Annotated in this window: 12 protein-coding genes; 1 reads left to right on the plus strand and 11 read right to left on the minus strand. The window is 71.4% G+C overall.

The window, feature by feature from the left end; genetic code table 11:
* Nucleotides 1–166: 166 nt before the first annotated feature.
* Nucleotides 167–5,167, minus strand: a complete 5,001-nt coding sequence (gene mobF, locus ABUW04_RS31865) for a MobF family relaxase (RefSeq protein WP_380567952.1) — start codon at nucleotides 5,165–5,167, stop codon at nucleotides 167–169.
* 316 nt (nucleotides 5,168–5,483) lie between these two features.
* Between mobF and ABUW04_RS31870 the strand changes: the two genes are divergently transcribed.
* A complete protein-coding gene (locus tag ABUW04_RS31870) occupies nucleotides 5,484–5,969 on the plus strand; it encodes a hypothetical protein (RefSeq protein ID WP_380567953.1) in 486 nt (161 codons plus the stop codon).
* Between the two features lie 99 nt (nucleotides 5,970–6,068).
* On the opposite strand, the gene ABUW04_RS31875 is transcribed toward ABUW04_RS31870, so the two are convergent.
* The 10 genes from ABUW04_RS31875 to ABUW04_RS31920 form a co-directional block, all read right to left on the minus strand.
* Nucleotides 6,069–6,977: a hypothetical protein gene (locus tag ABUW04_RS31875; protein ID WP_380567954.1), complete on the minus strand. Its 909-nt coding sequence runs from the start codon at nucleotides 6,975–6,977 to the stop codon at nucleotides 6,069–6,071.
* A gap of 254 nt (nucleotides 6,978–7,231) precedes the next feature.
* Nucleotides 7,232–8,419, minus strand: coding sequence for a hypothetical protein (locus ABUW04_RS31880; RefSeq protein ID WP_380567955.1), 1,188 nt, complete (start codon nucleotides 8,417–8,419; stop codon nucleotides 7,232–7,234).
* Nucleotides 8,420–8,424: 5 nt separating this feature from the next.
* The gene (locus tag ABUW04_RS31885; RefSeq protein ID WP_380567956.1) at nucleotides 8,425–9,285 is read right to left on the minus strand and encodes a phosphoadenosine phosphosulfate reductase domain-containing protein; all 861 of its coding nucleotides are present in this window, start codon (nucleotides 9,283–9,285) and stop codon (nucleotides 8,425–8,427) included.
* The gene (locus ABUW04_RS31890) at nucleotides 9,282–10,271 is read right to left on the minus strand and encodes a DUF2637 domain-containing protein (RefSeq protein ID WP_380567957.1); all 990 of its coding nucleotides are present in this window, start codon (nucleotides 10,269–10,271) and stop codon (nucleotides 9,282–9,284) included. The genes ABUW04_RS31885 and ABUW04_RS31890 overlap by 4 nt, the downstream gene beginning before the upstream one ends.
* Nucleotides 10,268–10,921, minus strand: a complete 654-nt coding sequence (locus ABUW04_RS31895; protein WP_380567958.1) for a hypothetical protein — start codon at nucleotides 10,919–10,921, stop codon at nucleotides 10,268–10,270. The genes ABUW04_RS31890 and ABUW04_RS31895 overlap by 4 nt, the downstream gene beginning before the upstream one ends.
* 165 nt (nucleotides 10,922–11,086) lie before the next feature.
* The gene (locus ABUW04_RS31900; protein WP_380567959.1) at nucleotides 11,087–11,605 is read right to left on the minus strand and encodes a hypothetical protein; all 519 of its coding nucleotides are present in this window, start codon (nucleotides 11,603–11,605) and stop codon (nucleotides 11,087–11,089) included.
* 180 nt (nucleotides 11,606–11,785) lie between these two features.
* The gene (locus ABUW04_RS31905) at nucleotides 11,786–12,925 is read right to left on the minus strand and encodes a DUF932 domain-containing protein (protein ID WP_380567960.1); all 1,140 of its coding nucleotides are present in this window, start codon (nucleotides 12,923–12,925) and stop codon (nucleotides 11,786–11,788) included.
* A 101-nt stretch (nucleotides 12,926–13,026) separates the two neighbouring features.
* A complete protein-coding gene (locus ABUW04_RS31910; protein WP_380567961.1) occupies nucleotides 13,027–13,437 on the minus strand; it encodes a hypothetical protein in 411 nt (136 codons plus the stop codon).
* Nucleotides 13,438–13,820: 383 nt separating this feature from the next.
* Nucleotides 13,821–14,144 (minus strand): hypothetical protein, encoded by a 324-nt coding sequence (locus tag ABUW04_RS31915; protein WP_380567962.1) that lies wholly within the window; start codon nucleotides 14,142–14,144, stop codon nucleotides 13,821–13,823.
* Nucleotides 14,145–14,311: 167 nt separating this feature from the next.
* The gene (locus ABUW04_RS31920) at nucleotides 14,312–14,581 is read right to left on the minus strand and encodes a hypothetical protein (protein WP_380567963.1); all 270 of its coding nucleotides are present in this window, start codon (nucleotides 14,579–14,581) and stop codon (nucleotides 14,312–14,314) included.
* Nucleotides 14,582–14,613: the final 32 nt, after the last annotated feature.

Consider the following 14,613-nt stretch of genomic DNA (forward strand, 5'->3'; position numbering starts at 1 on the left):
CCTTAGCCGCGCCGATGTGCTTGAACTCGCCGCTGCCAGCTGTGACCGCGACTAGCGTCACCACCGACCGGGCACCGTCGGAATCCCGGTGCAACATCCAGGCAATTGGCCTAGGTGTGACTGTCGTCCGAACACAGACGGTCGCCGAAGCGCTGATGCTTCTGCTCTACCGGATGCGCGGTCCCTGTTGGTCCGGGCGCTGGCGCGGAGGCTGCTGGGTCGGGGACTGCTGTGGCTGCTCGGGTCGCCTGTCGGTGCGCGGGGCTGGCTGCTGCGGCTGGGTCTGGCGGTGGTTCGGGGTGTTGCTTCGTACGGCTCGGCCGTTGCGGGCTTGGACTTGTTCGCGGTGGGAGGCGCGTTCGGCTGCGCGGCCTGCGCGGCGGCGGTCGGCGAGGCTGGGCTCGGCTGCCGCACTGGGTTCGGTGGTGCTCGGTGCGGTGCTCTCGGCCGGGGCCGGGCGGCTCTCGGGGGTGAGGTGGCCGCGTTCGGTCATCACGGTGGTCAGGGGGTCCACGACGGTGACGAAGCGCAGGGCGGCGCTGTCGGCGACGGGGGTGTGCTGGAGCCAGGTGGCGCCGGTGCGGGTGGCGATGTCGTTGATGACGGCCTGCTGCTGCTCGGGGGTGAGGGTCTGGAAGACGTCGGCGGCGAGCTGGCCGCGGGCGGTGGTGTCGGGTGTCGGCGTGGTGCTGGTGGGCACGGTGCCGGTGCGGCTGAGCTGGCGGGCCGCGAGGGCGGAGGCGGCTGCTGCCCAGTAGGCGGTGTGCCCGTTGCGGCCCTGTTCGATGTAGGGGCCGGCGGGCTGCTTGGGGTTGTTGTCGGTGACCTGGTACTGGTCGCGGTAGGCGGCGATGGTGGCCAGGTGCTGGGTCCAGACGGTGCGGGCGGCCGGGTCTGCGGGGGCCTGGCCCAGGCTCTGGCTCCAGTCGGGGCGGTTGGTGGTGACGCGCTCGGCCAGGGCGGTCATGCGGTCGGCGATCAGCTGGGCGCGGTCGTCCAGGTAGGTGCGGTGGGCCGGGTCCATGGCCGGGTGGTGCTGGGGCGCGGCCACCCATCCGGGCAGGTCCTGGCGCGCGCTGGCACCGGCGTCCTGGAGGGCGCGGGCGTACTGGAGCAGCTGGTCGAGCTGGCCGGCGGAGGCGCTGGCGAGGGTGTGGGTGAGGTCGGTGCCGTTGTTCTCTGCGGCCTTGAGGGTCCAGGCCAGGGTGCGCCACTGCTCGGCCTGGCGGTCGGTGGTGCGCTGGTCGGTGGTGGGGGTGGGGGCGGTGGCGAGGTAGCGGTTGATGCGCCAGGCCAGGAGGAGGCTGACGCTGTCGGCGCCGTCGATGGGGCGGGATTCGACGGCCTGGTGGAGCAGGTGGCCGGGGTGGTGGCCGGCGGTCTCGGCGCGGCGCAGTGCCGCGGCCAGGGCGGGCCAGGCGGCTTCGGCGCGGGCCTGGTCGGCGAGGTGGTCGCCCAGGGCGTGCTGGGCGGCGGCCTGGTGGCGCAGGGCTGCCGGGACGCGGTGCTCGGTGGCGGGGATGCCGCGCTGGACGGCGAGTTCGGTGGTCTCGGTGGCGAGGTGGTGCACCGGGTTGTCGCTGCGGGTGGTGCGGGAGTGGGCGGTGTCGAGGAGCAGGTTGGTGTCGTGGCCGGCCTGGTGTGCGGCGACCAGGACGGCGGCCAGCTGCGGCCAGTCGCGGTGTGCGGTGACGGCCGCCGCGGTGGTGTGGGTGCGTTCGGCGACGGCGGCGGCGTAGCGGTCCAGGTCGGCGGCGGAGACGTAGGGGTTGCCGGCGGTGGTGGTTCCGGAGGCGGCGACGGTGCGCAGCAGCTGCGGCGTGCGGGTGGCGGTCTCGGGGTTGAAGGCGGTGCTGGTCAGGCCCAGGAGTGCGGCGTAGCGGGCGGCGTCGGCCGGAGTGGGCTGGTGCAGGTGGGCGGGGGCCTGGTGGTCTTCGGTGTGCTGGTTGATGCGCCAGGCCAGGAGCTGGGCGGGTGAGTCGGCGGCGGTCAGGTCGCCTTGGCGGGCGGCGGCGGCGAGCAGTTGCTCCGGCTGCCAGCCGTGGCCCTGGGCGGTGCGCAGGGCGCGGGCGACGGCGGAGAAGGCGGGGTCCTGGGTGATGGTCTGGCCGAGGTCGGGGCCGAGGACGGTGGTGGTGAGCTGGGTGTAGTGCTGGCGGGTGAGGGTGTCGGTGGCGTGGTCGTAGCGCGGGACCAGGGTGGCCAGCGAGACCGCTTCTTCCTGGGCTTCGGCGATGGTGTCGGTGGCCGAGTGCTGGGCGCCTTCGCGGGCCAGGACGCGTTCGAGGACTTCGCGGGCGGCGAAGGTGTCGGGGTCGTGGCGGGTGGCGTCCATCTGCTCGTCGGTGTCGAACGCGAGCAGTTCGTGGGTGACGGTGTAGACGGTGGTCTTCTCGCGGGCGCGGGAGAGCTGGACGTAGAGCTGTTCGCGGGTCATGTCCTCGGTGACCAGCGGGTGGGCGGTGTCCACGGTGCCGCCCTGGGAGCGCATCACGGTGGAGGCGTAGAGCAGCTGGACGTTGGCCGCGACGTAGTCGGCGGGCAGGGTCAGGCGGCCCCGGTGGTCCATGTTCCGGACCTTGAGCGAGCCGTCCTTGTGGCGCTTGACGACCTCCCAGGCGTCGCCGTTCTTGACGAAGTCCCGGCCGCGGGTGGTGGTGAGCTTGCGGTTGTTGTCGCGGGTGACGATCCAGTCGCCGCGGCCGGCGCGGTTGCCGTCGGCCAGCAGGACGCCGTCGGTCTCGACCTGGCCGGCGGTCACGCGGTCCTCGCGGGCGCGGGCGGACAGGGCGGTGACGTCGGTGTTGGTGGCGGTGCTGATCAGGGTGGTCTTCCCGGCCAGCATGTCGGTGCGCCAGCCCTGGTAGGCGGCATCGACCATCGCCTGCCGCGACCCGCCGACGATGCGCTCGTTCCGCTCGTAGAAGTCCAGACCGGACCCGTTGCCGACGCGCAGCTTGAGGGTGGCGGCGGCCTCCTCCGCGTTGTTGAAGCGGTGCAGTTCGGTGAGTTCGTAGGCGCCGGCTTCGTGGTGGATCTGGCGCAGGATGCCGCCCGCTTCCACCGAGGAGAGCTGGCGGTAGTCGCCGAGCAGGCGCACGACCGCGCCGCGGGCGGCGGCGTACTTCACCAGGGCATCGACGTTGGCGGTCCCGGCCATCCCTGACTCGTCCACCAGCACCACGTCCCCCGGGCGCAGCACGTAGGAGGCGCGGCTGCGGGGCACCGGGCCGCCGTTCTGGAGTGCGTTCGCGGCGGGGCCGTCGGTGTACTCCCACAGGAACTTGTGCAGGTTCTCGGCCGGTCGGCCGAGGTCCTTGGCCAGTACGGCGGCGCTGGCTGCGGAGGTGCCCAGGGGGATGACGCGCTGTCCGGCCTGCGCGGCGACGTGGACGTACGCCTGCATCGCGGTGGTCTTGCCAGACCCTGCCGGGCCAAGGCCCAGAACGACCATGCGGGAGTCGGTGGCGAAGCCGGTGACCAGCGCGCGCTGCCCTTGGTCCAGGGTCTTTCCGCGGCTCTCGAAGCCGTCGATTGCGGCGGTGACGAAGGGTCCGGACAGGCCGACCGCGGTGGGGGTCAGGGCGGCGGTGACGACGCGTCGTTCGGCGTCCAGCACGGCCTGGGAGGTGTAGCGGAGCCCGGCGTGCTGCTCGAAGACCGAGGTGCCATCGGAGCGCTGGAGCTCGGTCGGCTCGGTGATCAGGGCGGGTGCGGTGACCTGCACGCTGCGCTGGGGGGCCAGCGCGGCGGCCACGACCGCCGTGGTCCAGGCGTCGTGCTGCCGGCGGTCGGCGGGAGCCAGGTCGCGCACCAGGCGCTCGGCCTGGGCGCGGACGTTCCACACCGTCCACACCGACCGCTCCTCCCCCACTGCGGCGATTACCTGGTCCGCGAGAGCAGCGAAATCGTGCTCCACGGCAGCGGTGGGCTCGGTGGTCTGGGCGGGGGTGGGGACGGCGGCCATGACCTGCTGAACGGCGTCGGCGCCGTGCGCCTCGGTGAGGCTGCGGGTCCAGTCGGTGCGCATCTCCTCCAGCGACCTGGCCGTCTTCTTGCCCTCGCGGGTGTCCAGGTTGGCCTGCCGCGCCAGCTTGTGCGCGACCGCCTTCGACGGGTCGCGGCCGTGGTCGGCGCGGTAGGTGCGCAGCAGCTGCTCGTAGCGCGCTTCGATCTCGGTGCGGCGCGCGGAGAAGTGGGTGATGAACTCAGGCGGCACACCGGCGATCTCGCGCACCGGCTGCTTCCTGCCGCGGGTCTCGCGGGCCTCGAAGGTGACGCCGAGGCGGGCGGTGAGCTCGGTCTCGAAGCGGGTGTTGTAGAACTCGCTGGCGGCAACCGTGGTGGCGTACAGGGCGCGAGCGTCCAGCGCCCGCCACTTCCCGTCCACGCCCATGACCTTGCTGGAGACGGCGACGTGGGTGTGCAGGTTGGGGTCGCCGGCACGGGAGTCGAAGTGGTCGAACTGGGCGGCGATCAAGCCCTTCGTCTCGATCTGGGCCTGCCCGGTGGAGCCGGTGCGGGTGAACGCGGCGTGCTTCTCCAGGAGCTCCAGCGCGGCGTCCCGGGCGGCTTCGTGCGCCTGGCGCACGGCCGCACGGACCTCCTCGCGCTCGTCCAGCGCCCACACCAGGGCGGCGGACTTCACCGGCGCGAACACCACGTCGAAGCCGGCGACGGCCGCGCGCTGGCGCGCGGACTCCTCCCGCTTCACCTTGCCGACCTCCGCGGCGGTCGGCGTGCGGTTCGCCTGCTTCTCCAGCGCCTCCAGCCGGTCGGAAACGCGGGACTCGAACGACGCCAGGGCCTTGTACTCGGGGAACGGCCGGCCCAGGGTCGCGGACTTCACCGCGGCGGCGACGACCTTCTCCCGCTGCTCCTTGCCCATGTCGGCGGTGACGTTCGCCTCCAGGTACGCGGCGATGATCCGCGCCGCGTCCGGGTGCTGGCCCAGGCCGTAGAGGTGCGTCATCTGCTCCTCGGTGACCGTCTGCCCGGTGAGGTCCAGCAGCGGGGCGCCGGAGCCCACCCAGATCCCGGGAGGGTTGCCCTTGGCGGTGTAGTAGTCGGCGGCCGACTGGCCTCGCTGGCGCTGCACGTCGCCGCCCGCGACCTGCCGCGTCAGGTAGGTGTAGCCGGTGCCCGACGTGAGCTTGTGGATGGTCATCAACGCGACCACCACCGGTTCAATTCAGCCGGGATACAGCGAGGGGACGACGCTATTCGCGCCGCCTTTTCCACTGCTCCCGATCGTGTCATGGAAGCAGCTTATATCCGCGAAGCGGGCCATGCTCAGAATATCTGCAAGAGGTGTCTGGCTGGCTTGATCCTGTTGGACTATGCGCAGCTCAGGCGGCCTGCTTGAGCTGCTGCGAAGATTTTTTCGCAGCTCGCTTCTCATTACCTCTCATCATTTCTCGTCGTTTCTCCGGAGGCGACAGAGAGGCTTTTCTGCCTGGGCTTCTGCGGTTATGGTGCTGCGCATGAGTGGACGAATTTCCGCGTCGCGGTCGGCGGCGCTAAAGGCAGCACAGGAAGCCAAGGCGCGACGGGATGCCCTGCGTCTGGCGCACGAGCAGATGGTCGAGTCGGCGCTCGCCGACTGGTTCGAGGGGACGACGCGAGCGGAGGAGCTGCGGACGCGGGCACAAGCGAAGGCGGCGCAGATCCTCGCGGAGGCGGAGGCCGCTGCGGCGAAGCCGGAGGCGGCGGCGCGGCGCGCACTGCGGATGCTGGTCGGCCTGGGTGAACCGCGCGATCAGATCGCGGCGCTAACGGGGCTGACGTTGTCGGACGTGCGTGGCGCGCTGGCGACTGCGGAGGCGGAGGCAGAGAGGAATCCGGCGACGGAGCGGGTGCCGAACCAGGCGTCCGAGCCGGCGGAGGCCGCGACCGGCACCGGGGCGGCCGTGGTCGCCGCCGTCGATGCGGCAGGCGTTCCGGCCGGGACCGCGGCGGACCCGCCGTAACCGCTGCGGCGAGGCCCCCTGCGTGTGGATGTGCCGATGCCCGGCACCAGGTGATCCTGGTGCCGGGCATCGGCACATCTGCCCTCGGCGCGGGTGGGCTCAGCGCTTCCAGAAGCCGTCGAACTCGGCGGGGTCGTACTTCTTGACGGCCGCGGTGGGGTCCACCGGCTCCGGCACCTGAGCGTCGGCGTCGCGTGCGCGTTGCAGACGGTGGGTGATGGCCCCGATGGTGACGCCGTAGTGCTCCGCGAGCTCGCTGGCGCTGCGCGGCTCGCTGAGCCTCGCACGTTCCGCGGCGGTGAGTCTGGCGGGCTTCTCGCTGAGGACGGTGTAGCCCAGCTGCTTGAGCTCTGCGAGCAGCGCCGCGCGGGGCCAGACCCGGTTGCGCCCGACCTTGCCGGTGGACATGGCGGCGAGCTCGGGTCGGCGCAGGAGGGACTTGGCGGCCTCGCGCCCGAGCCCGGTCTCCTCCTGGACGCCGTTGATGTCGATATCGCTTTCGGTGATCTTGGTCTTGGAGGCGGCCGGGGTGGTGCTCTTGCCGGGGGCGGCGGCCACGGGGCGGATGCCTCCGAGGGTCGTGCGGCGGGAGAGCCAGGCCGCCACGTCGCCCACCCGGCGGCGGCCCAGGGAGTCGCCTGCGGGGAAGGGGTCGTTGCTGTCGGGGCCGTAGAGAGCGGGATAGGCGCTGACGGTCCCTTGGGGCAGTCCCGTGCGCTCGGCGATGGTGGGCAGCGTGACCAGCTCGGTGGGGTCGTCGCCGAGCCCGCTGGTGTCGATGCGGCCGGCTTCGTTGTCGGCCAGTACCTGGGCGACGGCGGCGTTGGGGTACAGAACGGCCTTGCCGCGCTTTCCGACCGAGTCGGGCCAACCGGGGAGCTTCATGATCCAGTTCCGCACAGTGGCGACGGACACGCCGCGGGCTCCAGCGATCTCCTGCGCGGTGATCTCGTCGGGGAGCCCGTCCAGACGCGCCGTGGTGGGCGCTGGCGGGGTCTCGGCGGACATGGTGATCGGTCTCCTCGGGGCTGATGGCGTAGCGCAACATGCGCCGGATGACCCGCATCGTCGTCTTCGGGCTGATGCAGCTGGTCAGGTTCCCGCCGCGGGGCACCTGCGTCATGGGCTAATTTAGCTGCTGCGAGATCGCACCTGCTGGTGTCCTCGTGGGAGGCGACCGGCGGCTTGCCCAGCCGGTCCTTGAGGCCGGCACGACCCCCTCGGGGGACGTGCCGCCGGTCGCCGTCATCGTCGTGAAGCCGCTATGCGGCGATGGTCAGCGCGGAGCCGCTGCGGGGCTCCTGCTCCTGCTCCGAGAGCAGCCTGTCCCACCAGACCTCGAACCCCGCGCGCTGCTTCGGCACCGCTCCGGCCGGGGCCACCGCGAGGCAGTGCTCGACGGCGGGGAAGGCCGCTCCGCGGGCGACGACTTCGGCCCGCCGGATGCCGTACTGGTCGGTTGCCACCGGCACGCCCGCCTTGCGAGCCAGCCAGCTCATCGCCTCGTCCGCTTCCCGGCGGCTCCCGGTGTGGTGGATGCCGACCGAGCGCCAGGCCGCTCCCTTGCGGGTCGGGTCGTCGCGGCGCGGGTGGATGATCCGGCGCACGTCGTAGAGCGTCCACTGCTGGCCGGGGTGGTCCAGGCGGCGCTCGAACCGGCGCTGGACGTCGGCGAGGCCGTGGTCCTGCACCACCTGGCGTGCCGAGAGCTTCCCGAAGAGGCGCGAGCGCGGGTTGAGGGCGAGGGCGGTGTGCTCCAGCGCCAGGGCGAGGGCACCGACGTCCGGTTCGGCCCGCCAGCGCTCCACCAGCTCGGGCAAGCCGCGCCGGCTCGCCGAGAAGGGGCAATAGCCGCAGGCCGAGCGAGACCAGCGCTGGCCGAACAGCGCATGAAGGTAGGCGTCGCAGTCCTCGCGGTCCCATGACCAGTCGGTGATCAGCGGGTACTCGGGCCGCCGGTTCGCGGTGGCGTAGTCCTGGTCACGGAGCGCGCGCCTGGTCTCCTCGGCGGCGAAGCCGAGGACGTGCCGGAACGGGCCGCGGAACTCTGCGGCGTACCAGCGGTCAAGCACGTCGCCCTTCGCCCGCCAGCTGCACAGGCGCCGCTTCGCGGCGACCTGGGGGACGGTGCCGCTCGCCATCAGCTCGTCGGACAGTCGCCACGGCCCGCGCATGATCATTCGCTTCGGCGCGCGGGAGTCGTCCAGGACGACGTACCCGCCTGCCTGGGACGCGCGGGCCAGCTGAACGTAGCGGACCTGGTGCTCGCGCATCAGCGGCAGGAGGTGCCGCTCCATGAGCGTCCGGGTGACGTCCGGCTCGTCCCCGGTCATGGCAGTGACCACGGTCAGCTGCTCCAGCGGGAAGGTGCGGCTGGCCGGCTCGTTCAGCCAGCGCGCCAGGATGGCGGCGCTGTCGATGCCCATGCCGAAGCTGAGGGCAACCGGCATCTCGCTCACTCCGCGCACCCGACCTCGAACCGGAGGGTCCCGCCGGAGCCGCAGGCGGCGAGCGGGTGGTCCCGGGTCAGCGCCTCCGGCGGCAGCTCCTGCGCCTCCTCGATGATCTGGGCCATGGACCAGTCGTTGCGGAAGCGGTGGCCGATCTCGTCCTCGACCTGCGCGTACTCGGCGGCCAGTTCGGGGTTCAGCCGGGCAGAGACCAGCAGATCTCGGCGTGAGGCGAGAGGGCATAGCCGACAGGAGAGGCGGCTGACGTGGGCGTAGGCGGGGTGCGAGGGTGCGCCGCTGCGCCGGATGGCCTGCCAGACCTGGTCGGTGCTGTAGCGCAGCACCGGGTGCCAGACGGTCACCTCCTTCCGGCTGGTGCTCACCGTGCGGTCCACCGCCAGCGCCGGCCGCTGTGCGCGGGCGCGGCTCTCCTCCGCGCGGATGCCGAGTGCGGTCAGCAGCCGTGCCGGTCGGCCAGGCGTGGGGGTGGTGCGGGCGAGCTCGGTGTAGAACTTCCTGGCTACGTCCCGCTTCATCGCGCTGGTGCAGTACCTGGCCCGAGGGCTCATCCACATGCCGCGGTGGCGCACCATGTCCAACAGCGTCCCCTGCTCGCGACGGCGGACCTCGAAGGCGACGCCGTAGTGCTCGGCCTGAGCACGGGCAAGGTCCGCGGCGCCCTCCCACTCTGCAGAACCGAGATCGCAGTGAAGGGCGACGACGCGGTCCAGCACCCCGGCGTCGTCGGCGAGGGCGACGCCTCGGTCCAGGGCGGCGAGTCCGTCCTTGCCTCCGGAGAGGCTGAACACCAGGTGGTCATAGCCGCGCAGCCTTCTCCTGCGGGCGATGGTTGATGAAGTGATCATGCTCGTGCCTTCTGTCGTGTGCTGCCGGGCGAGGGTGGGTGCGTGGTGCTTCGCGCCGGCTTGGGTGTGCTCGGGATGGCGGTGACCGATGCGAGCGCTCCGGCGTCCTGGTCCTCGTCGCCGGACGGCTGGGTGCCCGTGGGTGGCTCGGTCCGGATCGCCTCTGCGAACGGCTGGGCGCGAGCGTCCTCGACGGCCCGCCGTGCCTCGCCGACACGCTTCTCGCACCACGACCGGCCGTAGCCGGTGGCGCGGGTCAGCTCCGCGTAGTCCGGCACCCAGTCCTCATCGGCGGTGATCTCGGCTTGCAGCATCTGCACGACCTCGGCGCGGGTGGGGCGCCCCGCGGTGCCTGCCCTGCGGTCGCCACCCCCTTCGCTGCTGCCGTCGTCCGCTTCCCGTACGCCTTCGCGCGCCGCACGCGGCTGGCGCGGTACAGCGGAGGAACCGGGGGCACCGCGCCGTTGTACGGGCTCGGTCCGTACGGGGCCGGTCCGTACGGGCTCCGTGCGTACGGGGCCGGTCCGTACGGGCTCGGTCCGTACGGGCTCGGTCCGTACGGGGCCGGTCCGTACGGGCTCCGTCCGGGTCTCGATCAGTGCGGCAACGGCGAGGAACGCCACCTGGGGCCAGGCGGCCATCACGCATCCCCAGACGGTGGGCTGGGCCGTGGCCAAGTTGCTGGCCAGGCTCATGGCGACGCCCAGGACGAGGACGCTGCGCGGCCAGCCGGTCGGCTGGCCGCGCCGGCGGCGACGGCGGATCTCGGTGATGGCGGCAGTGGCCATCAGCTCGACGCTGGCGGCGATGGCGTCGGCAACCCACCCGCCTTGGCCGGACTGCACCGCGACGGTCTGCACGTGGGTGAAGGAGACCGAGAACGCGCAGAGACCGAGGACGCTGGCCACGATGGTGGCCGTGGCCTCCTCGTTCCGAGGTGCACCGCCAGCATGCGGGGCCTCGCTGACGGCGCTGGTGTTCGTCACCGGCGCGGACCGAGCGTGCGGGCCAGCTCGGTGAAGCAGGCGGACTGGACGATCAGGTCGGCGTGCTTGAGCAGCGTACGGCTGGCCTCTTCGCTGCTGCTGGGCTGGATGGCGGCGAGGCGGCGTAGCTGGTCTGCGGCGTCGGCCAGCACCGCGCTGAGGGTGGTCAGGGTCCGCACGGTCAGCCACGGGGTGCGGTCGCCGGAGCCGCTGCGGTGGTCCCCGTCGGTGCGGCGCTGCGCGATCACCTGGAGACCGCGCTGCGGATCGTGCCAGTGGAGGGGGTCGGCCGGCTGCGTGGCGAAGTCGCAGTGAGCAACGAGCCGGTAGTAGTAGCGGGTGCTGTTGGGGAGGTCTCGGCGGCTGGTACCAGTCTCGTCCATGCGAAGCGCGAGGATCTGGGCGAAGGTCTCGAACTCGTCGGGCTCCGGGTCTGACTCCTGCTGACGGCAGGTCACCAGGTATTCGGCGACGGTGGGGATGACGACGTGCGGGTGGCCGTGGCGGGCGTAGAAGCGGGCCAGGGGCTCGCCGTTGTAGTCGTGCCAGTCGATGACCGCAATCGCGGACAGGTGCTGGTAGGGGATGCGGACCGGCAGCTGGTCCTGGTGGTCGGGTGTGCGGGAGTGCTCCCAGTTGTGACTGGACATGGTGCGGTTGCTCCTCGGCGGTGCCGTCGTGGGGTGCGCGCCTCGGCCGGTTGCCCTCCGGCGTCGGTGCGGTGTTGCTGTGCTCGCCGCTGCTCGGATGGCGGCGCGGCGGTGGCGGGTCGCGGGTGGGGCCGCTCGATGCGGCCTCACCCGCGCTGCGGCCGGTCAGGCGGGCTGCGTCTGCGGGAGCCTTTGCCAGCGGTATCCCGTCCACATCTCCCATGAACGGTGGGACAGGCGGGCGAGCTGAGCTGCCGCCTCGTCGTGGCCGTGCGGGTGGAGTGCTCGGGGCACGGTGGTCAGGGTCGTGCTGAATCCGTCGGTGACCTCGCGGGCGAGCAGCCTGCCCCGCTCGGCCGCCGCCGCGATGGCGAGAGAGACCTCGTACTCCTCGATCAGCGCTTCGTGCACCTGCTGGTCGGTGGCTGGCTCGCCCTTGAAGAGGCAGCTGGCAACGAAGGTGCGGAAGTCGTTGAAGTCGTAGCTCTCAAGGTCGGCCGGGAGGAACTGCGACTCACCGGTGCCGCAGCTCTCGATGATGCCGAGCTGTTGGCCGCTGCGGTGGACGTGGGCGCGGTAGGCGACGCCGGTGGAGAGCTCAAGGTCCTCGTAGTAGACGACGGTCAGGGGCTGATCGGCTGGCATCGCCAGGGGGCTGTGCAGAAGGTTGATCATGGGGGTCATGTGACGCTCCGCAGGGTGGTCTTCGTGGGTGTCGCGCGGCTGCGCCCGGTTGCCCTCCGGACGGCCCGCGGGGTTGGCCGGTCGGGCGGGGTCGATCCCCGCCCGACCGGCGCGCGGCCCGGCAACGACGCTCGGGCCGGCTGCTCGGCGACGGCACCAGGAGGTGCCGCCGCCGGAAGGTCAGGCAGCCGCTGCCAGCTCCATGGCGCGCAGTCCCTGGGCCTCAAGGTCGTGGGCCTCGTCGGCGTCGGGCAGGGTCTGCGCGACGGAGGTGACCGCGTGCAGCACTCCCCCGGCCGTGACGTCGGCACCGGCGATGAAGTGGTTGAACAGGGCGGCGCGGGTGTCCTCGTTGAAGCGCAGCGCCTTGCTGACGGTGGTGATCGTCTCTTCGGGGTTGGTGATCGGCGTTCCTGCCGTGGACTCAATGCGGTGCAGTTGCTCCTGAACGTAGGACTCGCGCAGGAACGTCCGCACCGCGTCCGCGGTCTTCGAGGTGACCACCTTCAACACGCGCTCAACCGTCTCGTTGCTCCACTTCACGACACCGTCGTCATGGCGTCCGCCGAGGTGGACGTTGCGCTCCGCGTCCTTGGTGATGGTCATCCCGTTTTTGCAGACCTTGACCACCAGGCGGGGGGTGATGGTGAACGCGCCGCACCCGGTCTCGGAGTTGCTGATCTCGAAGCCTGCGAAGACGACGGGGTTGTCCGCTCCCCTGTCGCCGGTGAACGGCGAGCGGTAGTTGCGGAGCAGCTTGGGCGCGTAGGCGCGGACCTGGTTGGCGATGACGCGGACGTACATCCGCTTGTCGGAGAGGTCGCAACTGTCGATCCGGACGTCGACTCCGGCGCTGCGCACGCCGTCCAGCGCTGCGGTCAGGATGTCCAGGTTGTCGATGATCCGGTAGCCGGTGGAGAGCATCGCTCGGGCGATGCCCTCGCCCTGGTGGCCCGGGAGCAGGGTGCGCACCATGAAGGAGCGGTCGGTGCGGTCAAGCCATCCGTTGACGTTGGCGTCCCACAGATCCGGGGCCTCGGTACGGACCTTTCGCAGGTAGCCCACGGGGATGCCCAGCTTCTCGGCGATGCCGGCTTCGCAGACGCCGGTGGGCCGGAAGGCTCCGGCGCGGGTGGTGACGCCGGTGGGGCTCAGCTCGTGGGCGGTGCCGTGGATGATCAGTCGCCCGTCTTCGGCACGGATGGTGGAGGCGGGGGCCACCACGTCCAGCTTGTGGTGGTGCTCGTCCTGGAGGAGTGCGGCGAGCTCTCCGAGGGAGGCGTTGCGGGAGGGGGTGCGCGCAGCGAGAGTTATGGTCACTTCGATCCTTCGCACTGGAGGTTCTTCGTGGGTGCCGGTCGGGGTTGCCCTCCCCTTCCAGCAAGTGCAACTATATAGCCTTAGGGGTTTTAGGTCAAGCTCTATCGGTGCGGATCGGCGCTCTCTTGAGCGCCCTCGGCCACCGCCTCGAACGATGTCCGGCGCACGTGAACGGCCCCGCCCCTGCCACGCTCCAGGGGCTCCGCGCGGTATCCAGCGCAGAAGTCCTCGTCGCAGTCGCAATGCTCCACGCGCACCAGCTGGCCACGCAGTTCGGCCAGGGAGCCGCAGTAGCGGGCCACCTCGCCCGGCCCCGGTCGGACAGGCGGATCGAATGCCGGGGTAGCGGGCGGCGGGGGGTCAGCTGGCACGGGGTACCCGTGGTGTCTGCGGGCGTCGGTGATGTAGGCCGCGCCGTGGCGCAGTCGCTGCGCCTGCCCGACGTAGAGGTGGTCATCCATCTCGGGGTGGTACCACTCCACATGGATGGCGGTGACGGCGGTTTGGATCATCGTCCCCAGGAGGCCGGCCGTCGGGTGGTGGACGCGGAAGCCACGAGCAGTCAGGCGCCACAGAGGGTGCCGGTCAGCGGGAAGGGACGCGTCTATCAACCACCCCCACTCGCGGGTCAGCTCGGCACTGGTCAGCTCGTCCAGGCATAGCGTCACGGGGCCGACGTCGTACAGCGACAGCTGCCCTTCGGCGTCCCTGCTAGCGGCGTACAGGGAGCGGAGCGTGAGGGGCTTCAGGACGGGGCCTCCATCGGGCGAGCGGGCTTACCTGGCTGCGGCGGGGCGGGTCGCGCGGCAGCCGCGGGGGCGGCGGCTCGATGCCGCCGCTCCCGCGCCCGCCGCCGCGCGCCCCCGGCGGTGAAATCCGGGGGCTGCGGGGGGGATTACCGGCGGGTGACGGTGATTCCGCCTTCGGGGTACTCGGCGTCATAGCTGACGTCCCAACCTCCGTGGTCCGCGATTACGGTGGACCAGCGGCGGCAGAAGTTGGCGTGCAGGGCGGTCTGATCCGGGTTGTAGTCGCGGACCTTGAACAGGATGTTGATCTGGTGGGAGCCGCAGCGTTCGGTGCGGGCGCGGTTGGTCCGGACATAGAAGCCGCTCGCCGTGGTGAGTGCGAACTGACCCAGGATTGCGCGGCGGAAGCCTGCGGCAGCGAGGAGTTGCGCCACATCGCGCCGGTCGTTCTCTTCGTGCGCTTCGTTCATCTCCCAGGACTCAGCCGGGCGAGTCTCCCGGCGGTCGGGGGCGGTGGTGCTGTTCGGGGGGTATATGGCGCGCGCCCTTCGGTTGCTGTTTCGTGGGATCGGCCGTGGGTTGCCCTCCCTCGGCCTGGAGTTCGTAGGGGCGGGGTATCCGCCCCTACGCGCCGTTATTACTCGTCGGTGTCAAGTGCTTCGTAAGCGCGCTCGGTTCGGTATTCCCGGTAAGCGCGCATGACCAATTCCTCTCGGTCGCCCGGGATTTCGGCGGCATCGGCCAGGTGACACAGGTCGGTGATCATGGACTTCAAGACGGTGGCCAGGGCGTCGGGGTCGTCCAGCATCTGGAAGCTAATGCTGTCGGTCCGCCTGGCGTAGTCCTCCAAGCTCGGGCGAACCAGCTCGGCACTCTCGACATTGGGGGTGATCAGGATGGACTGCAAGGGATTCTCCGATCGACTGGATGGACTGGAAG

The sequence above is a fragment of the Streptacidiphilus jeojiensis genome (assembly GCF_042510965.1).
GTDB classification, from domain to species: domain Bacteria; phylum Actinomycetota; class Actinomycetes; order Streptomycetales; family Streptomycetaceae; genus Streptacidiphilus; species Streptacidiphilus jeojiensis.